A 26,267-nucleotide genomic window follows, 5' to 3' on the forward strand; every position below is an offset into this window, starting at 1 on the left:
GCGACGCCTCGTTACATTCCCGCGGCGGTCAATCCCCCGCCGGATCGAAGCCGAGCGAGACGCCGTTCATGCAGTAGCGCAGCCCCGTGGGCGCCGGCCCGTCCGGGAAGACATGGCCGAGATGGCCGCCGCAGCGCGCGCAATGCACCTCGGTGCGCGTCATGAAGAAGGACCGGTCCGACCGCGTGCCGACCGCGCCCTCGACCGGCGCGAAGAAGGAGGGCCAGCCCGTGCCGCTCTCGAACTTCGCCGCGGCGTCGAACAGGGGCTGGCCGCAGCCGGCGCAGGTGAAGGTGCCCGGGCGCTTCTCGGCATTGAGCGGCGAGGTGCCCGGGCGCTCGGTGCCATGCTGGCGCAGCACGCGGAAGGCCTCGGGCGAGAGCGCGGCGCGCCATTCGGCGTCGGTCTTCGCGACGGGGAAGGTCTCCTCGGGCTCCGCCTGGCGCTTCGTGAACATCGTCGTCCTCTCCTTGTCAGCACGGGGAAGGCCCCGCCCTCCCCAAACGTCTCGGCATCTCTTGGGAAGGGCTCCGCCCTCCCCAACCCCTCGTGCCACCCAACCGGCCGGGGTGGCGCGGCGTCGGGTTCCGAGGGCCTTCCGGCCCTCGGCGCGGGACCGCGAGGGGGCGGCGCCGCCCTCGCCGCGCCCGTCAGGCCGCCGGCTTCTTCACCCGGTCCGCGAAGACCTTGCGGAACTTCGCCACCTTCGGCGCAACCACCGCACGGCAATAGCCCGACCAGGGGTTGCGCGCGAAGTAGTCGTGGTGCTCGGGTTCGGCCGGCCAGAAGCGCGCCTCGGGCACCAGTTCCGTCACCAGCGGCGCGCCCCAGATGCCGGCGCGCTCGACCTCGGCCATCACGTCCCGCGCGGTCGCCTCCTGCGCCGGGGAATGGGCAAGGATGATGCTGCGGTATTGCGGCCCGACATCCGCGCCCTGGCGGTCCCGGGTCGTCGGGTCGTGGATGGTGAAGAACACCCGCAGCAGGTCGGCATAGGCGAGTTCCGCCGGGTCGAAGACCACGCGCACGACCTCGGCATGGCCGGTCTTCTTGCCGCAGACCTCCTCGTAGGACGGGTTCTCGACATGCCCGCCGGCATAACCCGACATCACCGAGACCACGCCCCTCAGGTCCTTGAACACCGCCTCGAGGCACCAGAAGCACCCGCCGCCGAGGGTCGCCGCCTCCTGCCCTGCCTGAGCCACCATGCCGTCCTCCGTTTCCACACCGACGCTGTTCGCCATGTGGGGTCGGACCGTCACGCGAGGAAGGCGAAATCTCCCGCGGACAACGCCGCCTTGGCGACGCCGGTCAGTTGCACGGCATCGGACGGGGAGAAATCGATGATCGCCCCGCCCCCCGCGTCCCGCGTGGCGGCCATGACGGCCGCGAAATCCGCGAAGCCCAGGCCCTGCAGCAGGATGCGGTCCGTCCCCGGCGTGAAGTCCCGGATGGCGTCCACGCCCGAGCCGGGGCCGAAGAGGAAGCTGTCCCGCCCGCCCTCCCCCCACATCAGGTCGTTGCCGCCGCCGCCCACCAGGGTGTCGTTGCCGTCCCGCCCGAGCAGCCGTTCGTCCAGCGCGCTGCCGGTGATGCGGTTGGACAGCGCGTTGCCGATCCCGGTGAGCGGCCCGGCGAAGAACAGTTCCTCGACGTTGTCGGGCAGGGTGAAGCCGGCGCCGCCCAGCGCGATGACGATGTCCCAGCCCTCGCCGGGGTTCTCGAAGATCGCCTCCACCTGCTGGGAGGCGATGAAGACGTCGTTGCCGAGCCCCCCGTACATGACGTCGTAGCCGCCGCCGCCATCCAGCCAGTCGTCGCCGTTGCCGCCATAGAGGTAGTCGGTCAGGATCTCGGCGTCGCCGTAGAGGCTGTCGTTGCCGTTCTCGCCGTACAGCGTGTCGCTGCCGAGGCCGCCCTGCAGCACGTCGGCGCCGTCACCGCCCAGCAGCACGTCGGTGCCGCCGTCGCCATACAGCCAGTCGTTGTCGCCGCGCCCCTCAATGCGGTCGTTGCCGTCGCCGCCGCGGATCGTGTCGTCGCCGCCATGGCCGATCAGGCGGTTGCGCCCCTCATTGCCGAAAATGGTGTTCGCCAGCGGGTTGCCGACGCCGAAGATGTCCCCCGTGCCGGCCTCCAGCACGATCCACTCGACATTGGCGCGCAGGAAGTAGCCCACCGAGGCGAGCACCGTGTCCTGCCCCTGCTCCTCGAGCTCGACCACCTTGTCGTCGGCATGATCGACGCGATAGAGGTCGTTGCCCGTGAAGCCCAGCATCTCGTCGATGCCGGCGCCGCCATCCAGCACGTCGTTGCCTTCCGATCCCTCCAGCCGGTCGGCGCCGGCCCCGCCGAGGACGGAATCATCGCCCGGCCCGCCGACGAGGCGGTCGTCGCCATCGCCGCCCAGCACGGTGTCGTTGCCGCCAAAGGCGACGATGGTGTCGTCGCCGCCCAACCCCTCCAGCAGGTCGTTCGCCTGCGTGCCGTCGAGCGAATCCCCGAAGGCCGACCCGCGCAGCGCCTCGAAGCCCGACAGCACGTCGCCGGCCGCCCACCAGCCGGCGGTGCCGCCCACGAACAGCTGCACGAAGACCGCCCCGGCGGCATCGGCGTAGGACAGCGTGTCGACGCCCGCGCCGCCGACCAGGAGGTCGCCGCCCGCGCCGCCCTCGATGAGGTCGTCCCCGGCGCCGCCATCCAGCGTGTCCGCCCCCGCGCCGCCGTCGAGCGTGTCGTTGCCGTCGCGACCCTCGATGCGGTCGTCCCCGGCGCCGCCGACCAGCCGGTTCCGGCCGGATGAGCCGAGCAGCGTCACGGCAAGCGTCACGGCCGAGGCGTCCACGCCCTCGAAGCCGCGGGTGATGCCGCCGCCCGCCACCTGGTCGATCGTGCTGTCGAGGGTGACCGAGACCGGCACCGTCACCACCAGCAGGTCGGTGTCGTCGCCGCCATCGGCGAAGGGGTCGGCCGGGTCGTAGTCCACGGTGTCGTCGCCGGAGCCGGCATCGATCGAATCGGCGCCCGGCCCGCCCTCGATCACGTCCGCGCCGTCGCCGCCGATGATGGTGTCGTTGCCGCCCTCGCCGCGCAGGGTGTCGAGGCCGATGCCGCCATAGAGCCAGTCGTTGCCGAGCCCGCCCGCGATGGAGTCCCGCCCGTCCGCGCCCCAGAGCCTGTCGTTGCCGTCGCCGCCGACCACCGTGTTGCGCGCGAGGAAGCCGTCCACCTCCGCGATCCCCGGCCCTTCGACGAAGATCTCGTCGTCGCCGGCGCCGCCGTCGAGCCAGTCGTTGCCGGCCCCGCCCCAGAGCTGGTCCGCCGCACCGCCGCCGAGCAGCGTGTCGTTGCCCGCGCCGCCGACCAGCCGGTCGGAAGCGGCGCCGCCGACCAGGCTGTCGGCGCCGCCGAGGCCGAAGACCTCCTGACCGGACGCGGCGGCGAGAAGGGTATCCGGCCCGGCACCGCCGACGAGCACGCTGAAGGTGCCGTCCAGGAAGGCCTCCGCCCCGAGCACGGTGTCGCCGCCGCTGCCGGGCCCGCCGATGCGGATGACCGCATCGTCGATGTCGAGCACCAGGTCCTGGTCGAGGTCGATCACGAACCAGCCGCCGGCCGCGACGCCGCCCGTCACGGCCGGCTGCCACCAGGCCTGGTAGTAGCCGGGGCCGATGCCCTCCCCCGGCAGCGCCGAGCCGAAGCCGACGCCCGATTCCAGCGTCCGCGGCGCCAGCGACCCCCGCCAGGCAAGCGGCCCCGGGCCGAAGGCGCCGCCGACCAGCCCGCCGGACAGGCCGAGCGAGATCCGGTCGCCCTCGGCGGCGCGGAAATCGACCAGCCAGTCGGCTGCCGCCCCGGTCGTCTCCGGCAGGGCGGCGCTCGAGAGGCCGACGATGAACAGGTCGGCGCCCGCCCCGCCCAGCATGACGTCGGCACCGAGGCCGCCGAGCAGCGTGTCGTCGCCTGCCCCGCCGTCCAGCCGGTCGGCGCCGTCCCAGCCGTAGACGAGGTCGTCCCCGTCGCCGCCGGACAGCCAGTCGTCCCCGAAATCGCCCCAGAGCAGGTCGTCACCGATGCCGCCATCCAGCGTGTCGAGGCCGAAGCCGCCGAACAGCTGGTCCCGCCCCGCGCCGCCGATCAGCATGTTGCGGTCGGACAGGGCCTCGGTCTCGGGCGCATGGGGGTCTGCGGCAAACAGCGTGTCCCAGCCGTCGCCGCCCTCGAGCCAGTCGCTGCCCGGCCCGCCGCGCAATTCGTCGGCGAGGTCGCCGCCGAACAGCGAATCATTGCCGAGCCCGCCGTCGAGCCAGTCGACGCCGTCGCCGCCCGACAGGACGTCGTCGCCGCCCTCCCCCCACATGACGTCGTCGGTTGCGCCGAGCCCGGCCAGGGTGTCGTTGCCCGCCCCACCCACGAACCCGCCGATCTGGCCGAGCAGATCGCCCACGACCAGCATCGTCGCCGGGTCGCCCTCGGGCACGGCGATGCGCAGGAACAGGTCGGACGGGCCGAAGCGCCCGTCGTCGTCGAGATCCGCCCAGAGTTCGAAGCGCCAGGCCGCGCCTTCCGCCACGCGCCAGAGGATGTCGGCGAAGCCGTCGCCGATGCGCTCGGGCGGCAGTTGCACGCCGGACCCGTCATAGCCTTCGAAGGCGAAGTCGGCGGCATCGACGTGGAAGGCGATGGCACGCCCGACGAGCAGCGTGGAGGGCAGCGCGATGCGGTCGCCGCCCGAGCGCCCCGCGCCCTCGAAGTCGAGGATGAGGTCGGGGGTGGCGGGCGGGCTCAGCACGCCGGCCTCGTTCCAGCGAAACAGGTCATCCCCGGCGCCGCCGGAGAGCACGTCCGCGCCGGCCCCGCCGGCCAGCGTGTCATCCCCCGCGCCGCCGGCCAGCATGTCGTCGCCCGCCCCGCCGGCGAGGCTGTCCGCGCCGGCCCCGCCCAGCAGGGAATCGTCCCCGCCGCCGCCCAGCAGCGCCATGCCCGCCGCGGCGACCAGGCTGCCGTCGACCGTGAGCCGCGACCCCACGCCCTGGGTCGTCGCATCGACCGTGAACCATGCGCCGGCCGCGGGCGTCGCGGTCGCGACGGTGGCGGGGTCGAGGACCAGGGCGACGTCGCCCGTGCCGACCTCGAACCGCTCGACGCCGATGACCGTGGTCGGACCGAGCGTGACCGACAGGGTGCCCGAGAGCGCGAGCCGGTCGCCCGTGCCCGCGCCGCCATCGAGGGAATCCCCCGCGTCGAGGGCCGCGCCGGCGACGATCAGGTCGTCCCCCGCCCCGGCCACCACGGTGTCCTGGCCGCCGCGGTCGGTGCCGATCCAATCCCCGTGTTCGGTGCCGTTGCGCAGGTTGCTGCCGCCCCCGCCGCCATCGAGGATCAGCACGCTGTCGTCGAGGAAGACGAGGTTCGCCCCGGTCAGCCCCGCGCCGCCGAGACCGATGCCGATCAGGCGGACGAAATCGCTGCCCGAGAAGACCAGCAGGTCGCTGCCGGAGGCGACGAAGCGCAGCGACGCGGCCGGCCAGCCGACCGGGAAGACGAGCAGGTCCTGCATCGGCGAGAAGACCAGGCTGCCGCCGGCGACGTCGGGGAATGCGTAGGAGGCCATGGCGTCCCGGGATATCCGCGATGGACATACATCCGGGACGACTAACCCCGCGGTTAATCGCCCGGCGGAGCTTGCCCCGCGGGCGCGGCGGTCGCTATGTTCAATCGAACATAGCGCCAGAACCCTCCGATGCGCCGACGCCTCCTCGCCGCCGCCCTCGCCCTGCCCGTCCTGTCGGCGGCGGGCGTCGCCTCCGCCGCCACGCCGCCCCTGATCGCCGGCGCATCCGACCTGCAATTCGCGCTCACCGAGATCGCTGCGCGCTTCCGCGAGACGACGGGGGAGGAGGTGCGACTCAGCCTTGGCTCCTCGGGCAACATCACGCGCCAGATCGAGCAGGGCGCGCCGGTCGAGCTCTTCCTCTCCGCGGACGAGGCCTTCGTCTTTCGCCTGACCGAGGGTGGGCACCTGCGCGACCGCGGCGCGCTCTATGGCGTCGGCCGGATCGTGCTGCTCGCGCCTCCCGCCTCGCCCGTCGACGCGATGCGGGGCATGGAGTCTATCCGCGCCGGCCTCGACGCCGGGCGCATCCGTCGCTTCGCCATCGCCAATCCGGAACACGCGCCCTATGGCCGCGCCGCGCGCCAGGCCCTGGAGGCATCGGGCCTCTGGGACCGCATGCAGCCGCATCTCGTCCTCGGCGAGAATGTCTCCCAGGCCGCGCAATTTGCCCTCGCGGGCGGCAGCCAGGGGGGAATCGTGGCCTATTCGCTGGTGCTCGCCCCGGCCATGCAGGGCCGTGGCACCTTCGCCTTGCTGCCGGACAGCCTGCACGCGCCGCTCCGCCAGCGCATGGCGCTGACGCGGCGCGCCGGGCCGATCGCCGAGCGGTTCTTCGCCTTCGTCCAGGCCGCGCCGGCGCGCGAGATCATGCGCCGCTACGGCTTCACCATGCCGGGCGAATAGGCACCGCATGGACTGGACCGCCTTCCGCCTGTCGGCGGCGCTCGGCTTCTGGACGCTCGTGCTGCTGCTGCCCTTCGCCGTCTGGCTGGGGCGGCTGATCGCGCATCGCCGCTTCGCCGGGCGGGGCTTCGTGGAAGCGGCGGTCGCGCTGCCGCTGGTGCTGCCGCCGACGGTGCTCGGCTTCTACCTGCTGAGCGCCTTCGGCACGGGATCGCCGCTCGGACGCGCATGGGAAGCGACCTTCGGCCAGGGGCTCGCCTTTTCCTTCAACGGGCTGCTGGCCGCGAGCGTGCTGGTCAACCTGCCCTTCGCCGTGCAGCCCGTGCAGAACGCCTTCGCCGCCATCCCGCCGCGCGTGCGCGAGGCCGGCGCGGTCTCCGGCATGGCGCCCTGGCGCGTCTTCCTGCGCATCGAGTTGCCGCTCGCCTGGCCCGGCATCGCGACCGCCGCGGTGCTGACCTTCGCCCATACGCTCGGCGAATTCGGCGTCGTGCTGATGGTGGGCGGATCGATCCCCGGGGAGACGCAGACCGTCGCGATCGCCATCTACGACCGCGTGCAGGCCTTCGACGAGGCCGGCGCGGCGGTGATGTCGGCGGTGCTGCTCGGCATCTCGGTGCTCGCGCTCGGGCTGACCAACACGCTGTCGCGCCGCGTCGGCCGGCAGGGCCGCGATGGTTGAGGCCGGCAGGGCCGCGATGGCCGAGGCCGGCAAGGCCTCGCTGGCCGCGGCCGGCCTCGCGCTGCGGCTGAAGGCGACCGCACCCATCCCGCTCGACATCGCGCTCGACGTCGCTCCGGGGGAGGTCGTGGCCGTGGTCGGCCCCTCCGGCGCCGGCAAGTCGACGCTGCTGCGCTGCGTCGCCGGGCTGCACCGGCCGCAGGACGGCGAGGTGCGCTGCGGCGCCGCGGCCTGGCTCGACACGGCAGCGGGCATCGCGCTGGCCCCGCACCGCCGGGCCGTCGGCCTCGTGTTCCAGGACTACGCGCTGTTCCCGCACATGACGGCCGAGGGCAACGTCGCCGCGGCGCTCGGCCACCTGCCGCGGGGGGCGCGGGCGGCGCGGGCGCGGGCGCTGCTCGCGCAGGTCCATCTCGCCGGGCTGGAGGGGCGGCGCCCGGCGGAACTCTCGGGCGGGCAGCAGCAGCGCGTCGCTGTGGCGCGCGCGCTGGCGCGGGACCCGGCCGTGCTGCTGCTGGACGAGCCCTTCTCGGCCGTGGACCGCGCGACGCGGCGGCGCCTGCAGGCGGAACTCGCGGCGCTGCGCCAGACGCTCTCGGTCCCCGTGCTGCTGGTCACGCACGACCTCGAGGAAGCGGCGCTGCTCGCCGACCGCATGGTGCTGATGCATCGCGGCCGCGGCCTGCAATCCGGCCGGCCGTCGGAATTGCTGGCGCGGCCGGCCTCGGCCGAGGTCGCGCGGCTGCTCGACCTGCGCAACCTGTTCCGCGCGCGCGTCGAGGCGCAGTCGAAGGCGGCGACGCTGCTGCGCTGGGGCCCGCATGTGCTGGAGGCGGCGCCCGCCCCCGGCTTCGCGCCGGGCACGGAGGTCGACTGGCTGGTCGCGCCCGGCGGCGTGCTGCTGCACCGCCGCGGCCGCCCCTCGGCCGGGGAGCGCGAGAACCCGGTCGCCGGGCGCGTGCTGGCCATGCTGGCGCTGGGGGAGGAGGCACGCGTCACCCTCGATGTCGGCGACGCCGGCGGCGGCACGCTCGGCTTCACGCTGCCGCTGCACGCGGCGCGGCGGAACGGGCTGGCACCCGGGGAGGACGTGACGGTCTCCCTGCTGCGGGACGCGATCCACGTGATGGCGCGGCCATGAGCGCGCCCTCGCTCTCGATCCGCGTCGATCTGCCGGGCGGGCGGCTCGGACCGGGCAAGGTCGCGCTGCTGGAGGCGATCGCGCGGGAGGGCTCGATCAGCGCCGCCGCGCGCAGCATCGGCATGTCCTATCGCCGCGCCTGGGCGCTGGTGGAGCAGGTCAACGCCACCTTCGGCGGCCCGGCGGTCGAGGCGAGCGCGGGCGGGCGGCAAGGCGGCGGCGCGGCGCTGACGCCGCTCGGGCGTGATCTCGTCGCCGCCTATCGCGCCATCGAGGACGCGGCGGCGGCGGCGGCGCGCGCGCATCTCGCGGTGCTCTCCCGCCGCTGGACGTGACGCGGGGCGCGCGCCAAGGTCGCCGCATGAGCATCGCCGCAGCCATCGTGCCCGTCACGCCCTTCCAGCAGAACTGCACCCTGGTCTGGGACGACGCCACGAAGGAGGGCGTGGTGGTCGACCCCGGCGGCGACGCCGACCGCATCCAGGAGGCGATCCGGCAGACCGGCATGACCGTGCGGCGCATCCTGCTGACCCATGGCCACCTCGACCATGCGGGCGCGGCGGCGGAACTGGCCGAGGCGCTCGGCGTGCCGGTCGAGGGGCCGCACCGGGCCGATGCGCCGCTGCTCGACGCCCTGCCCGAGCAGGGCGCGAAATACGGCATGGCGTGCCGCGCCGTGACGCCCGACCGCTGGCTCGAGGAAGGGGAGACGGTCGAGATCGCCGGCCAGGACTTCGACGTGCTGCATTGCCCGGGGCACACGCCGGGGCATGTGGTCTTCGTGAACCGGGCGCTGGGCTTCGCGCTGGTGGGCGACGTGCTGTTCCAGGGCTCGGTCGGCCGGACCGACTTCCCCTATGGCGACCACGACGCGCTGATCGCGGCCATCCGCGGCAAGCTGTTCCCGCTGGGCGACGGGATCCAGTTCGTCTGCGGCCACGGGCCGGGCTCGACCTTTGGCGCCGAGCGGCGATCCAACCCCTATTGCGGAGACGGCGCATGAGCGTGATCCAGACCGACCGGCCGCCCCTGCCGCCGGCGCGGCCCGAGGCGGTGGGCATGTCCTCCGCGCGGCTCGCGCGCATCCGCCCCGCCTTCGAGCGCGAGATCGAGGCCGGGCGCATGCCCGGCGCCGTGGTCGCGATCGCGCGGGACGGCCGGCTCGTGCACCTGGAGGCCATGGGCTTCCAGGACCCGGTCGCGCGCATCCCGATGCAGGCCGATGCGCTGTTCGCCATCGCTTCCATGACCAAGCCGGCCTGCGGCGTCGCGGCGCTGTCCCTCGTGGAGGACGGGCGCATCCTGCTCAACGAGCCCGTCGGCGCGCATGTGGCCCCGCTGATGGAGATGCGCGTCGCCACGCAGGCCGCACGGGCGATGACCGGCGACGGGCCGGTCGAGACCGAGCCGCAGCGCCGCCCCATGACGGTGCAGGACGCGATGCGCCACACCACGGGCTTCGCCTATGGCGGCGCTTTCGGCGCGACGGCGGTGCACCGCGCGCATCCCGGGTCCTCGCTCAACGTCGCGCGCGATCACGACGCAGGGAGCCTGGCCGCCGCGCTCGGCGCGACGCCGCTGCTGCACCATCCGGGCGAGGTCTGGGAATACGGCTTCTCGACCGACGTGCTCGGCCTCGTGGTGCAGGCCACGACGGGGCAGAGCCTCGGGACCGTGATGCGGGAGCGGATCTTCGCGCCGCTCGGCATGGAGGAGACCGGCTACGTGCTGCCCGCCGGCGGGGAGGCACGCTTCGCCCGGCCGCTGCCCGCCTGCCCGCTGACCGGCGCGCCGCAGGCGATCGCGGCACCCGTCGCACCGCCGCGGCTGGAGGTGGGCGGCGCGGGGCTCGTCTCGACCGCGTCGGACTACCTCCGCTTCGCCGAGATGCTGCGCGCGGGCGGCATCTTCGGGGCGGCGCGGGTGCTCTCGCCGGCGACGATCCGCTGGATGGCGTCGGACCACCTGCAGGGCATCGCCGAGGGGCCGGACAAGGTGGATCCGAGCCTCGGCGGCTACGGCTTCGGGCTGACCGTCGCGGTGCGCCGGGCCGCGGGCGGGTCGGCCTTCATGGGCGCGCCCGGGGCCTTCGGCTGGTCCGGCGTCTTCGGCACCTTCTTCTTCGTCGACCCCGTCGAGCGTCTGGCGGTGGTGCTGATGTCGGCGGTGCCGGGGGACATCCGCCGGCGCTTCCGCGTCATCGTGAATATGCTGGCATACCAGGCAATCGAACGCTGACCTGCCCGCGGCGACGGCAGCCCCGCCGTCGCGGAAGGCATGCGGGGCCGGAGCGCGCTGGCCAGACCCGCCCCAGGGGTTACAGTCCCTTCACGACCCATCGGAAGGAGGCCCCGTCATGACCACCAGCCGCCGCGCGACGCTCGCCGCCGCCCTCGCCCTGCCCGCGATCTGGCCCGCCGGGCGCGCCTTCGCCCAGACGCGCATCCGCATCGCCGGGAACTTCGCGACCGAGCATTCCTCCTCCGTCGCCATCGAGGCGTTCAAGGCGGAGCTCGCGCAGATCACGGGCGGGCGCCTGACGGTCGACACCTTCCCCGCGATGCAACTGGGCGGCGCGGCGGAGAATGTCTCCCAGGTGCGGTCCGGCACGCTGCTGATGACCTGGACCGGCATGGCCTTCCTGAGCCGCACCGTGCCGGAGCTGGAGGCGATCTCGCTGCCCTTCCAGTTCCCCTCCCGCCAGGCCGCCTTCCGCGTGGTGGACGGGCCGGTCGGCGAGCTGATGGACCAGAAGATGGCCGACAAGGGGTTCCTCTCCCTCGGCTACATGGAGCTCGGCTTCCGCCACGTGACGACCGGCGCCAAGCCGATCCGCACGGTCGACGACCTGCGCGGCCTGAAAATCCGCATGCAGCCGAACGAGACGCACCTCGCGACCTTCCGCGCCATCGGCGCCAACCCGCTGGCGATGGACATCCGCGAGCTCTATTCCGCGCTGCAGCAGCGCGTCGTGGACGGGCAGGAGAACCCCTACGCCATCATCCTGGCCAGCCGGTACTTCGAGGTGCAGAAGTACGTGACGAACACCGGCCACTTCTTCGACTTCATCTCGGTCGTCGCGCATCGGCGGTCCTTCGGCGCCCTGCCGGCGGAATTCCAGCAGGCGATCCGCACCGCCATGGGCAACGCGATCCGCAGCCAGCGCACCGCCGCGGCGGCGGGCGACGCCGCCGCGCTGGCCGAGCTGCAGGCCAAGGGCATGGAATACACGCCGCTGCCGCCGGCCGAGCTCGCGAAGATGCGCGAGCTGTCCTCCGGCGTGGTGGACCAGATCAAGACGCGCCTCGGCGCGGAGCTGGTCGACCGCGTGCAGGCCGAGGTCGCCCGCGCGGGGGCGTGACGCCATGGCGGCGCTCGACGCCCTCGACCGCGCGACGCGCGGCTTCCTCGTCATCGTCGTGGCGGTGATGGTCGCCGTCGTCTCGGCACAGGTGGTGGCCCGCTACGGGCTCAACACCGGCATCGGCTGGGCGGACGAGGTCTCGCGCCTCGCCTTCGTGTGGTGCGTCTTCCTGGGCGTCGCGGTCGCGGTGAAGGCGCGGGCGCATATCGGCATCGGGCTGCTGGTCGATGCCCTGCCCGCGGCGCTGGGCGGCGTGGTGCGGCGGATCGTGCTGCTGGCCTGCGCCGCGCTGTCGGCCGTGGTCTCCTGGCAGGCGAGCGCCATCGCGGCCGAGCAGTGGGACGAGCGGATGATCTCGCTCGAGCTCTCCTCCGGCTGGTTCCTGGTGCCGGTCGCCGCCGGCGGCGCGCTCTCGGCGCTGCATCTGCTCGCGGGCGCCCTGATGCGGGAACCCCCGGCATGAGCCTGACGGTGATGGCGGTCTTCATCGTCGCCGCCCTGCTCGGCGCGCCGCTCGCCTGGGCGCTCGGCTTCGGGGCGGTGGCGGGGGTGCTGGCCTCGGGCTTCGACCTCAACGTGCTGCCCTCCCGCATGATGAATGCGGTCAACGCCTTCCCGCTGATGTCGATCCCGTTCTTCGTCCTGGCGGGGGAGCTCATGATGCGCGCCGGCATCATGGAGCGGATCATCTCGCTGGCGAATGCCTGCGTGGGCCAGGTCAGGGGCGGCCTCGCGCATGTGACCGTGCTGGCGGGGATGGGGCTGTCCACCGTCTCGGGCGCCGCGGTCGCGGATGCCTCGGCGCTGGGCGCCACGATGCAGAAGCCGCTGGAACAGCACTACGGGCGCGGCTTCTCGGCCGCCGTCATCGCGGCCTCGGCCAATCTCGGACCGATCATCCCGCCCTCCGGCGCCATGATCGTCTATGCCTTCATGGCGGGGTCGAGCGTCTCGGTCGGCGGGCTGTTCCTGGCGGGCGTGGTGCCGGGGCTGATGCTGGTCGCGATCATGCTGGTCATGTGCTCGGTGATGGCGCGGCGGCTCGGGCTCGGGCCGACCGGGCAGGCCTTCGCCTGGGGCGCGGTCCTGGCCGAGATCCGGCGGTCCTTCATCGTGCTGATGATGCCGGTGATCGTGATCGGCGGCATCGTCGGCGGCGCCTTCACCGCGACCGAGGGCTCGGCCGTCGCCGTCGTCTATGCGCTGGCGGTCGGCTTCCTGGTCACGCGGCAGCTGACCTGGCACGGGCTGGTGGAGGCGATCGGCGCGACGGTCGTGACCACCGCCGTGGTGGGGGCGATGATCGCCTTCGCCTCGGCCGTCACCTACATGCTGACCATCGACCTGTTCCCGCAGCAGTTGGCGACCTGGCTCAAGGGCATCACGCAGGACCCGCTGGTCTTCACGCTGATGGTCGCGCTGGTGCTGGTGGTGGTCGGCTGCTTCCTCGAGAGCAACGCCGCCTACATCATGCTGGTGCCGCTGCTCCATCCGATCGCGCTGGAATACGGCATCGACCCGCTGCATTTCGGATTCCTGTTCGTGCTCAACCTCGTGATCGGCATGCTGACGCCGCCCGTGGGCGTCGTGCTGTTCGTGGTGTGCGGCATCGCCAGGATCGGCGTGGGGGAGATCTCGCGCCACATCTGGCCCTTCGTCGCCGCGATGTACGCGCTGCTGCTGGTCTGCATGCTGGTGCCCGAGATCGTGCTGTTCCTGCCGCGCCTCGCGGGATACTGAAGGAGGCCCGGCCGGCGCCAGGCCGCCGGCCGCCAGGAAGGGAGGAACCGCCATGGTGATCGTGCAGGTCAACTACACTCGCCCCGCGATGCCCAAGGCCGAATGGGAAGCCCGCTACACGCCCGAGCGCGCGCAGCAGTTCCTCGCCGTGCCGGGGCTGCAGTGGAAGATCTGGCTGGACGGGGAGGAGGAACGCCGCGCCGGCGGCATCTACCTCTTTGCCGACCGCACCGCGGCCGAGGCCTACGTGGCCGGGCCGATCGTCGCGCGCATGAAGGCGAACCCGGACGTCACGGAGCTGCAGATCCGCGTCTTCGACGTGCGGGAGAACATGACGGCCATCACGAACGGCCCGGTGCCGGGCCTCGCCCTGGCCGCGGAATAGGTCAGGGCAGGTCGCCGCGCCGGCGCAGCGCGGCGAGTGCCTTCTGCGTGACGGCGGGCGGATCGGCCTCGACCTCGATGTCGATCACGTCGGCCTCCGTCTCCGGCGGCTCCAGCGTCGCGAACTGGCTCGCGACGAGCGAGGCCGGCATGTAGTGGCCGACCCGCGCCGCCTGGCGCGCCATGATCAGCGCCGGCTCCCCGGTCAGGTGCAGGAAGCGCACATCCCCCTGCCCGTCGCGGAGCACGTCGCGGTAGGCGCGCTTCAGCGCGGAACACGCCACCACGACGCCGGTGCCCGCCGCGCGCGCGGCGGCGATCCGCGCCGCGATGGCGCCGAGCCAGGGCCAGCGGTCCTCGTCGGTCAGCGGCGTCCCCGCGCGCATCTTCGCTACGTTCTCCGGCGGGTGGAAGGCGTCGCCATCCTCGAAGGGCCAGCCGAGCCGCTCGGCCAGCAGCGCGCCCACCGTGGACTTCCCGGCGCCCGAGACGCCCATCACGACGATGCCGGCGAGGCTCATGCCTGGCGCACGAAGGCTTGACCCTCGTGCCCCTCATGCGCCGGGCGGGCCGCAGCCGCGGCCCTTGGCTTCGTGCGAGGAGCACGCCTCCGGCGTGACGCCGGACAACCGGCGGACCGCAGTCGCGGCCTCGGCCCTTCGGGCCGCAGGTCGGGGCTTCGTGCGCCTGGTATCATTCCTTCTTCGGCTCCAGGTGGCCGCCGAAGCCCGCGCGCATGGCGGACAGCGCGCGGGCGCCGAAGCGCGCGTCGTCGCGCGACGCGAAACGGGCGAACAGCGCGGCGGTCAGCACCGGCGCGGCGACGCCGGTCTCGACCGCCTGCTGCACGGTCCAGCGGCCTTCCCCGGAATCGCCAACGCGGCCGGCATATTTCGCGAGCGCCGGGTCCTCCGCCAGCGCGGCCGCGGTCAGGTCGAGCAGCCAGGAGGTGACGACCGACCCGCGCCGCCAGACCTCCGTGACGTCCGCGAGGTCGACGGCGATGCGGTGCCCTTCGGGCAGGTCCGGATTGTCGGCGGCGCGCAGCAGGTCGAGGCCCTCGGCCAGCGCCTGCATCATGCCGTACTCGATGCCGTTGTGGACCATCTTGACCAGGTGGCCGGCGCCATGGCCGCCGCAATGGAGCCAGCCGTCCTCGACATTGGGCGCGCGGCCCTCACGGCGCGGCGTCGCGGGGATGTCGCCCCGCCCGGGCGCCAGCGCGTCGAAGATGGGCGCAAGGCGCGCGACCGGCGCAGCCTGCCCGCCGATCATGAGGCAGTAGCCGCGCTCCAGCCCCCAGACGCCGCCCGAGGTGCCGATGTCGAGGTAGTCGACGCCCTTCGCGCGCAGTGCGGCGGCGCGGCGGACATCGTCCTTCCACTGCGTGTTGCCGCCGTCGATCGCGATGTCGCCGGGGGAAAGCAGGTCGCCCAGCGCGGCGATCGCATCTTCGGTGGCCGCGCCATGCGGCAGCATCACCCATACGGCGCGCGGCGCCGCGAGCGCGGCGACCACCCCCGCGAGGTCGGCCGCGCCGGTCGCGCCATCGGCCGCCACGGCGGCGATGGCGGCCGGGTCGCGGTCCCACACCACGCAGCGATGGCCCGCGCGCATCAGGCGACGCGCGATGTTGGCGCCCATCCGGCCGAGGCCGACGATCCCGATCTCCATGGCGGTCAGCCCTTCAGGGCCGCGCGCACGCGGTCGATGAACCCGTCCATCGCCGCCGGGTCGGTCCAGCGCAGCACGGCCACGATGCCGGAGGACGGATCGACCCAGGTGAGGTTGCCCCCCGCGCCGGAGGCGAAGAAGGCATCCCGCGCGGCGGAGGGGAAGCGCGTGCCGTCCGCGTTCAGCCACCAGAGGAAGCCGTATTGCGGGTTGAGCGGGCAGGGCTGCGTGGATTGCTCGAACCAGGAGGCCGGGACGAGTTGCCGCCCCGCCCAGGCGCCGCCGTTCAGCGCCAGCAGGCCGACGCGCGCCTGGTCCTCGGCATGGATCGAGACACCGCCGCCCCAATGCGTGCCGCCCGGGACCGACTGCACGCGCCGGCCATCCGCCAGCGTGACCCACGACGTGCGGTAGCCGTCCCAGCGCCATTCGGCCGAGCCGCCGATCGGCCCGAGCACGGATTCCCGGAACACATCGGGCAGCGGCCGCTGGAAGCGGCGCAGCAGCGCGAGGGACAGGCGGTTCACGCGGATGTCGTTGTATTCCCAGTGGGTGCCCGCGGCCTGGAGCGCGCGTTCCCCCTTCCTGCCCTGCCCCTCGACGCCGAGGTTGCGGCCGCGGTCGATCGCATCGGCCTTGCCGAACAACTCCCCTTCCCATTCCGAGGTGTTGGTCAGCAGGTGCCGCCAGGTCACGGGCGCGTTCTGGGGCGTGTCGAAGCCGCCATCCTCGACCGTCTCGCGGACCGGGCGGTCGATGTCGGGAATGAGGCCCTGCGCCACCGCGATGCCGGCCAGGATCGAGAGGTAGGATTTGGCGACGCTGAAGGTCTGGCTGACCTCGCGCGTGTCGCCCCAGCGCGCGACCAGGGCGCCGTGGCGCGTGACCATCCCCGCGGGGCCGCCGCGGGGCCAGAGCGGGCCCAGCACCTCGTTGTGCGGCGGCGGCTCGAAGGACCCGCGGCCGATGTGGCCGGCCAGGTCGCGCGGCCAGGGCGTCTCGTGCGCGGCGGCATGGGCGACGGCCTCGGCGAGCTTCGCGGCGTCGAAGCCCTGCGCGGCCGGGGCGGCCTCGGGCCAGGGGGCGGGGTGGGGGGCGGGGAAGATCATGCGCGGACCATGCGCGGAAGTCGGGCGCGGTCCAAGGGGGGTGGCCGCGTGGCGAAGCGGCGCGGCCTTTTCACCCTTTCCGGGCCCGCGCCTTGCGGCGCGCGGGGCACGGTCCCATCCTCCCATGGCACGCAAGACCAGGAGCCCGCCATGGACACCGCCCCCGCGACCGCCGGCCGGCTCGAGATCGTCTCGGACACGATCTGCCCCTGGTGCTGGATCGGCAAGGCGCATCTCGACGGCGCGCTCGCCCTGCTGCGGGAGGAGGGGCTGACCTTCGAGATCGGCTGGCTGCCCTTCCAGCTCAATCCGGACATGCCGGCGGGCGGCGTCGACCGGCGCGACTACCGGACGCAGAAATTCGGGTCCTGGGAGCGGAGCGTCGAACTCGACGCGCAGGTCGCCGAGGCCGGCCGCGCCGCCGGCGTCGCTTTCCGCCACGACCTGATGCTGCGGACGCCCAACACGGTGGAGGCGCACCGCCTGATCCGCCTGGCCGGCGATGCCGGGGTGCAGCACGACGTCGCGGAGCGCTTGTTCCGCGCCTATTTCCAGGAAGGCAAGGACATCGGCGACCCGGCCGTGCTGGCCGAGCAAGGCGCGGCCGCCGGCATGCCGGCCGACGCGCTGGCCGCCTTCACGGCCGGGGAGGCAGCGCGGGAGGAGGTCGTGGGCGAGAGCCTGGCCCTGGCGCGGGCCGGCATCTCGGGCGTGCCGTCCTTCCTGCTCGACCGGCACCTGCTGTTCTCGGGCGCGATGCCGGCGGAGCGCATGGCGGAAGGCTTCCGCCGCGCCGTCGCGATCCTGCGCAGCAAGGCGGCCTGACGCCGGAGCCGGGGCCCCGGGGCGCGCGCCTCAGGCGCCGCCGGCCCAGAGCAGGATCTCGGCGGCCGCCCAGGCGATTGCGAGGAAGCCCGTGAAGTCCCGCATCACGCGCCGCAACGGCGCGTGCGGCGGCCGTGCGGGCACGAAGCGGACCATCATCGGACAGGGCGGGATGCGGAGGGAGGCGTCGTTGGCGTTGCTCATGGCACGATAAGAACAAAACCAGAACATGAATGCAAGCCCCCTGAACGGCTTCACGGCCCGCAGGCCGCCAGCCTTGCGCTGGTTCCTCGGCAAGGCCGAGGATGCCGGAACGATTCCAACCGGAGAGCCGGCCCATGACCGAGACCCCCGACCACCGCCTCGGACGCCGCCTGCTGGTGCTTCGGGTCGCCGCGACCGGGGGTTCCGCGACCCTGGCAGGACCGGCGCTGGCCCAGGGGACGAAGGGCCCCACTGGCAATGGCGGCCAGGTGCCCGAACCGCCCCCGCCGCGCGCCCGCCCGGGCATCTCCGATGCCGATCCGAACGACCCGGCAGGCCAGGGGCGCGGCGGATCCGGCCCACGCCAGGGCGGCGTGTCCGACGCCGACCCGAGCGACCCGCCGGGCCAGGGGCGCGGCGGATCCGGCCCGCGCCGGGACGGCGTGAGCGACGCCGATCCGAACGACCCGGCAGGCCAGGGGCGTGGCGGATCCGGGCCACGCCAGGGCGGCGTGACCGATGCCGATCCGAACGACCCGCCGGGCCAGGGGCGCGGCGGGTCCGGCCCGCGCCGAGGTGGCGTGAGCGATGCCGACCCGACCGACCCGCCGGGCCAGGGGCGTGGTGGGTCCGGCCCGCGCCGGGGCGGCGTGAGCGATGCCGACCCGAACGACCCGCCGGGACAGGGGCGTGGCGGGTCCGGCCCGCGCCAAGGCGGCGTGAGCGACGCCGACCCGAACGACCCGCCGGGCCAGGGGCGCGGGCGAGGCGGCGGCACGCCTCCGCCCTCGGGCCCCTCGGACAGCGATCCGTCGGATCCGCCTGGGCGTGGGCGTGGCCGTCAGGGACCGATCAAGATCTGATCGGCCCCGGCGGAACGTATCCCATCATACGAGACAATTCTCAGAAATTCGTCCATTTTTAAAGACAATCGGCGAATCTCCGCTCATCCGGCGCCCATCGGCGCCGGCAAGGAGCCGGAATCGCTGTGTCGTCCGTCGTACTTCCCGAGGACCAGCCGAACACCGTCATCCTGGCAGGCTTCGACCGCCTGACGGGCGGCGCCTTCGCAGACCAGGTTACCGTTACCGGCTCGCTCGTCGATGCCATCGCGGAACTCGGCGCCGGCGACGACCTCCTCGACATCCCCGATGGCGGCAACCGGCTGTCGGTATCGGGGGTGGAGACGCTGAACGGCGGCAGCGGCGCCGACATCGTCACGCTGCTCGCGCCGGTCCAGAACATGCGCGTCCAGCTCCGCGGCGGCGCCGACATGCTGGTGCTCGCCAACGGCACGAACTCCGTCTCGATCTTCAACATCGAGACCGTCATCGGCGGCAGCGGCGACGACAACGTCGTCAGCACGGCGCGCACCGTGGGCTACTTCTCCCTGGGCCTCGGCCAGGACCGCCTGACCATCACGGCAGGCGGCGGAAACGACGTGGTCGTCGCGCCCGACATCGAGACCATCACCGGCGGCAACGGCAACGACCTCGTCGCCTTCACGGGCGCGGCCGCCGGCAACCGCGTCCTCCTCGGCGCGGGCGCCGACCGCGTCACCCTGACCGATGCCGCCGACCACATCATCCTGGGCGGGGTCGAGACGGTGATCGCCGGCGGCGGCGACGACACCATCGTCTTGGAAGGCCGCACCCAAGGCTTCATCGACCTCGGCGCCGGAGCGGACCTGCTGCTGCTCGGCGACGGGGGCAGCGAGGCGACGCTCGCCGGCGCCGAGACCATCATCGGCGGCGCCGGCCTCGATCTCCTGACCCTGTCGACGGCGGCCGGCACGCTGCATCTGAGCCACGTCGAGGGCCTCATCGCCACCGCCGGCGCAGCGGCCGTCATCCTGGCCGATGGCGGCAATGCCCTGACCCTCGGCGGCGCCCGCCAGGTGACGGGCGGCGCGGGGGCGGACAGCATCGTCCTCGCCGGGGGCGGGGACGTCCTGCTCTCGGGCGTGGAGACGGTGCGCGGCAGCGCCGAGGCCGACCGCATCACGCTGTTCGACCGCATGCAGGGCGGCGTCGTCGACCTCGGAGCCGGCGCGGACGGGCTCTGGCTCGCCGACGGCGGCAACACGCTGCGCGCCGGCGGCACCGAGACCCTGATGGGCGGCGGCGGCGCCGACCTCGTCACCCTGGGCGGCGCGATTTCGGACGGCATCATCGACCTCGGCGCCGGTGCAGACCGCCTGACCATCCGGGGCGGTCCCGTCCGGGCCCTGGTCCTGAACGTCGAGACGATCGAAGGCGGCGGCGGCGACGAGGACCTGACCCTGGGCACGCCGGTCAGCGGCCTCGTCGCCCTTTATGGCGGGCAGGACCGCCTGGCGCTCGCCGATGGCGGGAACACCGTGACCGTCGCGGGGGTGGAGACGCTGATCGGCGGGTCGGGCGCCGACATCGTCGTCGTGTCCGGCACCGGCCGCCTGATCAAGGCCGACCTTGGCGGCGGCGCCGACCGGCTGACGCTCGCCGTGGCCGGCACCCGGGCCGAGGTCGCGAACGTCGAGACGGTGGCCGGCAGCGCCGGCAGCGACGACGTCGTCTTCACGACCCCTGCGGCCGACGCGCTGGTCGCGCTCGGCCCGGGCCGGGACCGGCTGGTGCTGGGCGACGGCGACGACGCGGTGCGCCTGCGCGGTGTCGAGATCGTCCAGGCCGGCGGCGGCGACGACACGGTGACGATGCTCGAGACCCTCGACGGCGCCTATCTCCACCTCGGGGCCGGGCAGGACCGCGTCGTGCTCGCGAACGGCCACCAGTCCGTCACGGTCGTGATGGCCGAGACCGTGATCGGCGGCACCGGCAACGACGACATCACCCTCGGCGGCATCATGGGCCAGGCCTTCGTGGACCTCGGCGGCGGCGCCGACCGGCTGGTGCTCACGCGGGGCGGCACCCATGTCCGGGTCGCGAACACGGAAGTCATCGCCGGCAGCGCCGGGGACGACACCATCGAGCTTTCGGGCCGCGACGACGGCACCACCATCCGCATGGGCGGCGGGGAGGACCACCTCATCCTCGGCCCCGGACCCAACCGCGTCCTGGTCGCGGACGCCGAGCGCATCACCGGCGGCGGCGGCGACGACATCGTCGTCCTGCTGCGCGCCGGCGTCGGCACCACGATCGACCTCGGCGCCGGCATCGACCGCGTCGTCCTGGCCCAGGCGGCGAATTCCGTCGTGCTCTCGGGGGTGGAGGCGGTCATCGGCAGCACGGCGAGCGACCGCGTGACGCTGCTCGGCGCCGACGCGCCCGCGGTCGTGCAGCTCGGCGCCGGCCACGACATGCTGACGCTGGGCGATGCCGGGCTGCAGGTCACGACGCGCGACACCGAGGTGGTCCGCGGCGGCGCCGGCGCCGACCGCATCACCATCGCGCCGGGCAGCGGCGGCGCCTGGATCGAGGGCGGCGGCGGCAACGATACGATCAATGGCGGCGACGGCGCGGACACGATCTTCGGCGGCGCGGGCCAGGACTGGCTGGTGGGCGGCGCGGGCGCGGACCTCTTTCTCTACACGGCGGTCGGCCAGTCCGCGGCGGCGCGGCCGGACACCATCGTGAACTTCAACCCGCTGGACGGCGACGTGCTGGCCTTCGTCGGCATCGCCGACGGCGCCGGCTTCCGCTGGCGCGGCGCCTTCGCCTTCACCCGGGACGGCGGCATCGAGGGCCGCTTCGACGAGGCGACCAAGACGCTGCGCATCGACCTCGACGGCGACGGGGAAGCGGACATGTCCTGGTGGCTGCCGGGCTTCCCGCCCGAGGGCTTCGACGGCAACGCGGTGATCTGGGCGTAAGGCGCGTCAGCGCGCGCCGAGCATCTGCCGCGCCACGATCAGGCGCATGATCTCGTTCGTGCCCTCCAGGATGCGATGCACACGGAGGTCGCGCACGATCTTCTCGATCCCGTAGTCGGCAAGATACCCGTAGCCGCCGAGCAGCTGCAGCGCATCGTCGGCGACGCGCGAACAGGTGTCGGTGACGAAGCGCTTGGCCATGGCGCACCAGGCGGTCGCGTCCGGCGCGCCGGCATCCAGCATCGACGCGGCGCGCCAGAGCAGCGCGCGCGCGGCCTCGAGCTCCGTCCGCATGTCAGCCAGGCGGAACTGCGTGTTCTGGAATTGCGCCACCGCGCGGCCGAAGGCCCGGCGCTGCCGCACGTGGTCCAGCGCGATGTCGAGCGCCGCCTCCGCGCCGCCGAGGGAGCAGGCCGCGATGTTGAGCCGGCCGCCATCGAGCCCCGCCATGGCGAAGCGGAAGCCCTGCCCTTCGGCGCCGAGCAGCGCGTCCGCGGCCACGCGCGCATCCTGGAAGATCACCTGGCGCGTGGGCTGCGCGTTCCAGCCCATCTTGCGTTCCTCCGGGCCGAAGGACAGGCCCGCCGTCTCCTTCGGCACGAGCAGCGCCGAGATGCCGGACGGCCCCTCCCCCCCCGTGCGCACCATGGTCAGGTAGAGATCCGATGCCCCGGCGCCCGAGATGAACTGCTTCGTGCCGTTCAGCACGTAGCCCGCGTTGTCGCGCGCCGCGCGCGTGGCCAGCGCCGCCGCATCGGACCCCGAGCCCGGCTCGGTCAGGGCATAGGAAGCGACGCGCTCCATCGAGACGAGGGAGGGCAAGTGCGCGGCGCGCTGCGCGTCGTCGCCGAAGCGGTCGATCATCCAGGCGACCATGTTGTGGATCGAGAGATAGGCGGAGACGGTCGGGCAGCCGGTCGCCAGCGCCTCGAACACCACGGCGGCGTCGAGGCGCGAGAGGCCGGCGCCGCCGCTCTCCTCCCGCACATAGAGCGCGGCCATGCCGAGGGAGGCGGCCTGGCGCATCTCGTCCACCGGGAAGTGGCGGTCGCGGTCCCAGCGCAGGGCATGCGGCGCGAGAACCTCGCGGGCGAAGTCGCGGGCGACGCCCTGCAGGGCGCGGGTCGCTTCGGGCAGGTCGAAGGCGGTGGTCATGCGGTTGTCTCCCCCGGGACAGCATAGCGGGGGGAGAAGGGAACTTCTCCCCCCGGACCCCCCACAACCTTCTTTGTCACTTGGCGCTTCACCTTCCAGGACCGACGCCAAGTGCCAAAGAAGGGAGGGGGCTCGGGGGAGGCTCCCCTCCCCCGACCTTCACTCCGCCGCCACGGCCGGCGCCTCGATCGCCGCCAGCCGCCCGCGCGTCGCGGCCAGGTTGCGCGCCTTCACGTGCCCGAACCCCTTCACGCCCGCCCAGGCCTCGGCCCAGTCGCAGGCCTGCGCGTGGCGGGCCGGCAGCGCCGCGAGGAAGCCCTCGATCCCGGTGCGGAACTCGCCGGGCAGGGCGCGTTCCATGCGCCGCTCCTCGCTGCGCGCGAAGGGGTCGAGCGCCGTGCCGCGCACCGCCTTGCCATGCCGGAGCAGCGCCATGGCGCGCAGCATCCAGGGGCCGAAGGCGCGCTTGGCCGGCACGCCCGTCACGGGGTCGGGCTTCGACATGACCGGGGGGGCGAGATGCAGCTCGATCCGCTGCGTGCCCGAGAAGCCCTGCGCCAGCGTGTCCCGCCATTCCGGCAGGCTGTGCAGGCGGGCGACCTCGTATTCGTCCTTGTAGGCCATCAGGCGGTGCAGCTGGGTGGCGACGGCGCGCGACAGGCGTTCCTCGCCGGGGATCGCGGCCTGCTCCGCCGCCCGCACCCGCGCGACGAACGCCGCATAGCCCTGCGCATGGCGCGCGTTCTGGTAGGCGGTCAGGTCCGCGACGCGGCGCGCCACCAGCCCGTCGAGCGTCTCGGCGACATCGGCGGCGGGCGCGAGGTCGTCCAGCGCCGCGGCGCGGCCGCGCGCGAAGGCCTCGAAGTTCAGCGCCACCTGTGCGCCGTTCAGCTCCAGCGCGCGGCCGATCGCCTCGGACGAGATCGGCACCAGGCCGCGCTGGTAGGCGATGCCGAGCAGGAAGACGTTGAGGAAGACGGCATCGCCGAGTTCGTCGGCCACGCGCGCCGTCCCCGGCAGCGCGATGGTCTCGCGGCAGGCGGCGCGGATGCTCTCCAGCATCCCGGCCGCCTGGTAGCGGGTGCCCGTGTCCTTCACGAACTGCGCGGTCGGCGCCAGGTCGGCATTGACCACCGCGACCGTCCGCGCCGGGCCGAGCAGCGGGCGTGCCGTGGTGCCATGCGCCACCACCATGTCGGCGGCGATCAGCAGGTCGGCCGAGCCCGCGCCGATGCGCGCGCCGGCGATGGTCTCGGGCGCCGCGCCGGGCGCGCCGATGCGCAGCTGCGCATAGACGCCGCCCCCCTTCTGCGCGAGGCCGAGCAGGTCGAGGCTGCGCACCGGCCGCCCTTCCAGATGCGCCGCCTGCGCCAGGATGGCCGCGAGCGAGGAGACGCCCTGCCCGCCCACGCCCGCCATCAGCAGGTTCCAGGGCTCGTCCGTGACCTCGGGCCGGCGCGGCTCGGGCGGCGCGGCGGCGCCGGCGCCCGGGGCATGCTCGACCGGCCGCGCGCCGACCAGCGTGACGAAGGACGGGCAGAAGCCCTGCACGCAGGACAGGTCCTGGTTGCAGGCGGACTGGTCGATGCGGCGCTTGCGGCCGAACTCGGTCTCGACGGGTTCGACGGCCAGGCAGTTGGAGGCGCGGGAGCAATCGCCGCAATCCTCGCAGATGCGCGGGTTGATCATGACGCGGCGCTCGGCCTTGGGCGCCAGGTCGCGCTTGCGCTTGCGGCGGCGCTCGGTCGCGCATTCCTGGTCGTAGATGATGGCCGTCACGCCCTTCACCGCGCGCAGCTCGCGCCCGACGGCGTCGAGCGCGCTGCGGTGATGGAAGCCCGTGCCCGGCGGGATCAGCGGATGGCCGCGATGGCGGTCGGGGTCGTCGCCCACGACCTCGATGCGCTCGACGCCCTCGGCGCGGAGCTGCGCCGCGATGTGGGGGACGTCGATCTCGCCTTCCGGCGTCTGCCCGCCGGTCATGGCGACGGCGCCGTTGACCAGGATCTTGAAGGTCATGTTGGCCTTCGCCGCGACGGCGAAGCGCACGGTCAGGCTGCCGGAATGGCCCCAGGTGCCGTCGCCGATGTTCGCGAAGACATGCGCCTCGGTCGTGAAGGGCGCCTGGCCGATCCAGGGCACGCCCTCGCCGCCCATCTGGGTGAAGGCGTCCGAGTTGCGGTCCATGAAGCGCGCCAGGTAGTGGCAGCCGATGCCCGCCAGCGCGCGCGAGCCCTCCGGCACCTTCGTCGAGGTGTTGTGCGGGCAGCCCGGGCAGAAATAGGGGTCGCGCAGATGGAGCGGCGCCGCCGCGGCCGCGGCCAGCGCGTCGAGTTCCGCCAGCCGCGCGCGCAGGCGCTCCGTCCGCAGCGCCTCGGGCAGGCGCGCCGCCAGCGCGCGCAGCATCTGCCCGGTGTCGAGTTCCGTAAGGTCCGACAGCAGCGGCCGGCCGGCCTCGTCCGTCTTGCCGACGATGCGCGGGCGGGCGGGGGCGTGGAACAGCGCGTCGCGCAACTGCCATTCGAGCAGCGGGCGGCGGTCCTCGATCACCAGCACCTCCTCCAGCCCGTCGGCGAAGGCGCGCGCTGCCTCGGCATCCAGCGGCCAGGCCAGGCCCACCTTCCAGATGCGCAGGCCGTGCTCGCGCGCCATGGCCTCGGTGATGCCCGCCTCCTCCAGCGCCTGGCGGAAGACGGCATAGGCCTTGCCGCGCACGACGATGCCGAAGCGCGCGCGCGGACTGTCCAGTACCATGCGGTCGAAGCCGTTGGCGCGCGCGAAGGCGACCGCGTGCGGCAGCTTGAAGCGGCGCAGCCGCGCCTCCTGCGCGAGCGGCGTGTCCTGCAGCCGGATGTGCAGCCCGTCCGGCGAGGCGGGCAGCCCGGCCGGGTCGCGCGTCGCATACCGCGCGGGGTCGAGCAGCACGGTCATCGACGCGTCCATCGTGTCGGCCACGCACTTCATGCCGGCCCAGGTGCCCGCGAAGCGCGACAGCGCGATGGCCTTCAGGCCGAATTCCAGCACCTCGCCCACATCGGCCGGGTCCAGCACCGGGATCTCGGCATCCATGAAGGCGTATTCGCAGCCGGAGGTGATGGTCGACGACTTGCTGGCCGGGTCGTCGCCGGCCAGCGCCAGCACGCCGCCGCGCGGCGCCGTGCCGGCCGAATTGGCGTGGCGCAGCACGTCCCCCGAGCGATCCACGCCGGGGCCCTTGCCGTACCAGATGGCGAAGACGCCCTCGACCGTCGCGCCGGGCGTGAGGCCGACCTGCTGCGTGCCCCAGATGGCGGTCGCGGCCAGGTCCTCGTTCAGCCCGGGCTGGAAGACGACGTTGTGGGCGCGCAGCCGCTTCTGCTGCTTCGCGAGTTCACGGTCGAAGCCCCCGAGCGGCGAGCCGCGATAGCCCGAGACGAAGCCGCCGGTCGTCCAGCCCGCCGCCGCGTCCATCTCCCGGCGCAGCATCGGCAGGCGCACCAGCGCCTGGGTGCCGGTCAGCAGCACCGGTCCGCCCGTGGCGTCCCAGCGTTCGTCGAGCGTGGCGTCGGGTCGGATGATGCTGCCCATGGCGGTCATGTTGGTCGGAGCCCGTGCTTCTGCCAATGGCGGAATGATGGACCAGGGCGCGCAGCGGTTTCTTCCGTTTCCTGTTGTGCGATGC

General features: G+C 73.6%; 22 protein-coding genes. 13 read left to right on the plus strand and 9 right to left on the minus strand.

What is annotated here, in order from left to right:
• Window positions 1-28: 28 nt before the first annotated feature.
• The 3 genes from msrB to E8M80_RS02705 all read right to left on the minus strand — a co-directional run bounded on the left by msrB (window position 29) and on the right by E8M80_RS02705 (window position 5,614).
• Window positions 29-457 carry a peptide-methionine (R)-S-oxide reductase MsrB gene (msrB, locus tag E8M80_RS02695; RefSeq protein WP_137124094.1) on the minus strand — a complete coding sequence of 143 codons (429 nt, stop codon included), beginning with the start codon at window positions 455-457 and terminating at the stop codon, window positions 29-31.
• A 193-nt stretch (window positions 458-650) separates the two neighbouring features.
• Entirely contained in the window at window positions 651-1,208 is a 558-nt protein-coding gene (gene msrA, locus E8M80_RS02700) for a peptide-methionine (S)-S-oxide reductase MsrA (protein ID WP_137124176.1), read from the minus strand.
• Between the two features lie 50 nt (window positions 1,209-1,258).
• Window positions 1,259-5,614 carry a calcium-binding protein gene (locus tag E8M80_RS02705; RefSeq protein ID WP_137124095.1) on the minus strand — a complete coding sequence of 1,452 codons (4,356 nt, stop codon included), beginning with the start codon at window positions 5,612-5,614 and terminating at the stop codon, window positions 1,259-1,261.
• 129 nt (window positions 5,615-5,743) lie between these two features.
• Here E8M80_RS02705 and modA point away from each other — a divergent pair, with 129 nt between their 5' ends.
• The 10 genes from modA to E8M80_RS02755 all read left to right on the plus strand — a co-directional run bounded on the left by modA (window position 5,744) and on the right by E8M80_RS02755 (window position 13,832).
• On the plus strand, window positions 5,744-6,520 hold the full coding sequence (modA, locus tag E8M80_RS02710; protein WP_137124096.1) for a molybdate ABC transporter substrate-binding protein: 777 nt from the start codon (window positions 5,744-5,746) through the stop codon (window positions 6,518-6,520).
• Window positions 6,521-6,527: 7 nt separating this feature from the next.
• Entirely contained in the window at window positions 6,528-7,202 is a 675-nt protein-coding gene (modB, locus tag E8M80_RS02715) for a molybdate ABC transporter permease subunit (RefSeq protein WP_137124097.1), read from the plus strand.
• Complete coding sequence (locus E8M80_RS02720) at window positions 7,195-8,343, plus strand: ABC transporter ATP-binding protein (protein WP_206035553.1); 1,149 nt, start codon at window positions 7,195-7,197, stop codon at window positions 8,341-8,343. Before modB ends, E8M80_RS02720 begins: the two co-directional genes overlap by 8 nt.
• On the plus strand, window positions 8,340-8,678 hold the full coding sequence (locus E8M80_RS02725) for a winged helix-turn-helix domain-containing protein (protein ID WP_137124098.1): 339 nt from the start codon (window positions 8,340-8,342) through the stop codon (window positions 8,676-8,678). Before E8M80_RS02720 ends, E8M80_RS02725 begins: the two co-directional genes overlap by 4 nt.
• 26 nt (window positions 8,679-8,704) lie before the next feature.
• Window positions 8,705-9,346, plus strand: coding sequence for an MBL fold metallo-hydrolase (locus E8M80_RS02730; protein ID WP_137124099.1), 642 nt, complete (start codon window positions 8,705-8,707; stop codon window positions 9,344-9,346).
• Window positions 9,343-10,581, plus strand: a complete 1,239-nt coding sequence (locus E8M80_RS02735) for a serine hydrolase (RefSeq protein ID WP_137124100.1) — start codon at window positions 9,343-9,345, stop codon at window positions 10,579-10,581. The genes E8M80_RS02730 and E8M80_RS02735 overlap by 4 nt, the downstream gene beginning before the upstream one ends.
• A gap of 118 nt (window positions 10,582-10,699) precedes the next feature.
• Window positions 10,700-11,704, plus strand: coding sequence for a TRAP transporter substrate-binding protein (locus E8M80_RS02740; RefSeq protein WP_137124101.1), 1,005 nt, complete (start codon window positions 10,700-10,702; stop codon window positions 11,702-11,704).
• 4 nt (window positions 11,705-11,708) lie between these two features.
• Window positions 11,709-12,170, plus strand: coding sequence for a TRAP transporter small permease (locus E8M80_RS02745; RefSeq protein WP_137124102.1), 462 nt, complete (start codon window positions 11,709-11,711; stop codon window positions 12,168-12,170).
• Window positions 12,167-13,447 carry a TRAP transporter large permease gene (locus tag E8M80_RS02750; RefSeq protein WP_137124103.1) on the plus strand — a complete coding sequence of 427 codons (1,281 nt, stop codon included), beginning with the start codon at window positions 12,167-12,169 and terminating at the stop codon, window positions 13,445-13,447. Before E8M80_RS02745 ends, E8M80_RS02750 begins: the two co-directional genes overlap by 4 nt.
• A gap of 52 nt (window positions 13,448-13,499) precedes the next feature.
• On the plus strand, window positions 13,500-13,832 hold the full coding sequence (locus tag E8M80_RS02755; RefSeq protein ID WP_137124104.1) for a YdhR family protein: 333 nt from the start codon (window positions 13,500-13,502) through the stop codon (window positions 13,830-13,832).
• A 1-nt stretch (window position 13,833) separates the two neighbouring features.
• On the opposite strand, the gene E8M80_RS02760 is transcribed toward E8M80_RS02755, so the two are convergent.
• The 3 genes from E8M80_RS02760 to E8M80_RS02770 form a co-directional block, all read right to left on the minus strand.
• Entirely contained in the window at window positions 13,834-14,352 is a 519-nt protein-coding gene (locus E8M80_RS02760; protein WP_137124105.1) for a gluconokinase, read from the minus strand.
• Between the two features lie 172 nt (window positions 14,353-14,524).
• Complete coding sequence (gnd, locus tag E8M80_RS02765; RefSeq protein ID WP_137124106.1) at window positions 14,525-15,505, minus strand: phosphogluconate dehydrogenase (NAD(+)-dependent, decarboxylating); 981 nt, start codon at window positions 15,503-15,505, stop codon at window positions 14,525-14,527.
• A gap of 5 nt (window positions 15,506-15,510) precedes the next feature.
• The gene (locus tag E8M80_RS02770) at window positions 15,511-16,614 is read right to left on the minus strand and encodes a serine hydrolase (protein ID WP_137124107.1); all 1,104 of its coding nucleotides are present in this window, start codon (window positions 16,612-16,614) and stop codon (window positions 15,511-15,513) included.
• A gap of 150 nt (window positions 16,615-16,764) precedes the next feature.
• Here E8M80_RS02770 and E8M80_RS02775 point away from each other — a divergent pair, with 150 nt between their 5' ends.
• Window positions 16,765-17,439: a DsbA family oxidoreductase gene (locus E8M80_RS02775; protein WP_170979157.1), complete on the plus strand. Its 675-nt coding sequence runs from the start codon at window positions 16,765-16,767 to the stop codon at window positions 17,437-17,439.
• 30 nt (window positions 17,440-17,469) lie between these two features.
• Here E8M80_RS02775 and E8M80_RS25700 read toward each other — a convergent pair whose 3' ends face one another.
• Window positions 17,470-17,643, minus strand: coding sequence for a hypothetical protein (locus E8M80_RS25700; protein WP_170979158.1), 174 nt, complete (start codon window positions 17,641-17,643; stop codon window positions 17,470-17,472).
• Window positions 17,644-17,777: 134 nt separating this feature from the next.
• Between E8M80_RS25700 and E8M80_RS02780 the strand changes: the two genes are divergently transcribed.
• Together E8M80_RS02780 and E8M80_RS02785 are read left to right on the plus strand one after the other, a co-directional pair.
• Window positions 17,778-18,506, plus strand: a complete 729-nt coding sequence (locus E8M80_RS02780; protein ID WP_137124109.1) for a hypothetical protein — start codon at window positions 17,778-17,780, stop codon at window positions 18,504-18,506.
• Between the two features lie 125 nt (window positions 18,507-18,631).
• On the plus strand, window positions 18,632-21,451 hold the full coding sequence (locus E8M80_RS02785) for a calcium-binding protein (protein WP_137124110.1): 2,820 nt from the start codon (window positions 18,632-18,634) through the stop codon (window positions 21,449-21,451).
• Between the two features lie 6 nt (window positions 21,452-21,457).
• Here E8M80_RS02785 and E8M80_RS02790 read toward each other — a convergent pair whose 3' ends face one another.
• Window positions 21,458-22,606 carry an acyl-CoA dehydrogenase family protein gene (locus E8M80_RS02790; protein WP_137124111.1) on the minus strand — a complete coding sequence of 383 codons (1,149 nt, stop codon included), beginning with the start codon at window positions 22,604-22,606 and terminating at the stop codon, window positions 21,458-21,460.
• A 159-nt stretch (window positions 22,607-22,765) separates the two neighbouring features.
• Window positions 22,766-26,173 (minus strand): indolepyruvate ferredoxin oxidoreductase family protein, encoded by a 3,408-nt coding sequence (locus E8M80_RS02795; RefSeq protein ID WP_240789854.1) that lies wholly within the window; start codon window positions 26,171-26,173, stop codon window positions 22,766-22,768.
• Window positions 26,174-26,267 lie beyond the last annotated feature (94 nt).

Source organism: Roseomonas sp. HF4 (assembly GCF_005222755.1).
Classification (GTDB): Bacteria; Pseudomonadota; Alphaproteobacteria; order Acetobacterales; family Acetobacteraceae; genus Neoroseomonas.

Coding starts and splice junctions, on each gene's coding strand:
- E8M80_RS02750 (WP_137124103.1), top strand. CDS start 12,167: ATGAGCCTGACGGTGATGGCGGTCTTCATCGTCGCCGCCCTGCTCGGC.
- gnd (WP_137124106.1), bottom strand. CDS start 15,505: ATGGAGATCGGGATCGTCGGCCTCGGCCGGATGGGCGCCAACATCGCG.
- E8M80_RS02775 (WP_170979157.1), top strand. CDS start 16,765: ATGGACACCGCCCCCGCGACCGCCGGCCGGCTCGAGATCGTCTCGGAC.
- E8M80_RS02780 (WP_137124109.1), top strand. CDS start 17,778: ATGACCGAGACCCCCGACCACCGCCTCGGACGCCGCCTGCTGGTGCTT.
- E8M80_RS02770 (WP_137124107.1), bottom strand. CDS start 16,614: ATGATCTTCCCCGCCCCCCACCCCGCCCCCTGGCCCGAGGCCGCCCCG.
- E8M80_RS02720 (WP_206035553.1), top strand. CDS start 7,195: ATGGTTGAGGCCGGCAGGGCCGCGATGGCCGAGGCCGGCAAGGCCTCG.
- modB (WP_137124097.1), top strand. CDS start 6,528: ATGGACTGGACCGCCTTCCGCCTGTCGGCGGCGCTCGGCTTCTGGACG.
- E8M80_RS02735 (WP_137124100.1), top strand. CDS start 9,343: ATGAGCGTGATCCAGACCGACCGGCCGCCCCTGCCGCCGGCGCGGCCC.
- E8M80_RS02730 (WP_137124099.1), top strand. CDS start 8,705: ATGAGCATCGCCGCAGCCATCGTGCCCGTCACGCCCTTCCAGCAGAAC.
- E8M80_RS02790 (WP_137124111.1), bottom strand. CDS start 22,606: ATGACCACCGCCTTCGACCTGCCCGAAGCGACCCGCGCCCTGCAGGGC.
- E8M80_RS02740 (WP_137124101.1), top strand. CDS start 10,700: ATGACCACCAGCCGCCGCGCGACGCTCGCCGCCGCCCTCGCCCTGCCC.
- E8M80_RS02760 (WP_137124105.1), bottom strand. CDS start 14,352: ATGAGCCTCGCCGGCATCGTCGTGATGGGCGTCTCGGGCGCCGGGAAG.
- E8M80_RS25700 (WP_170979158.1), bottom strand. CDS start 17,643: ATGAGCAACGCCAACGACGCCTCCCTCCGCATCCCGCCCTGTCCGATG.
- E8M80_RS02725 (WP_137124098.1), top strand. CDS start 8,340: ATGAGCGCGCCCTCGCTCTCGATCCGCGTCGATCTGCCGGGCGGGCGG.
- E8M80_RS02705 (WP_137124095.1), bottom strand. CDS start 5,614: ATGGCCTCCTACGCATTCCCCGACGTCGCCGGCGGCAGCCTGGTCTTC.
- E8M80_RS02755 (WP_137124104.1), top strand. CDS start 13,500: ATGGTGATCGTGCAGGTCAACTACACTCGCCCCGCGATGCCCAAGGCC.
- E8M80_RS02745 (WP_137124102.1), top strand. CDS start 11,709: ATGGCGGCGCTCGACGCCCTCGACCGCGCGACGCGCGGCTTCCTCGTC.
- msrB (WP_137124094.1), bottom strand. CDS start 457: ATGTTCACGAAGCGCCAGGCGGAGCCCGAGGAGACCTTCCCCGTCGCG.
- modA (WP_137124096.1), top strand. CDS start 5,744: ATGCGCCGACGCCTCCTCGCCGCCGCCCTCGCCCTGCCCGTCCTGTCG.
- E8M80_RS02795 (WP_240789854.1), bottom strand. CDS start 26,173: ATGGGCAGCATCATCCGACCCGACGCCACGCTCGACGAACGCTGGGAC.
- msrA (WP_137124176.1), bottom strand. CDS start 1,208: ATGGTGGCTCAGGCAGGGCAGGAGGCGGCGACCCTCGGCGGCGGGTGC.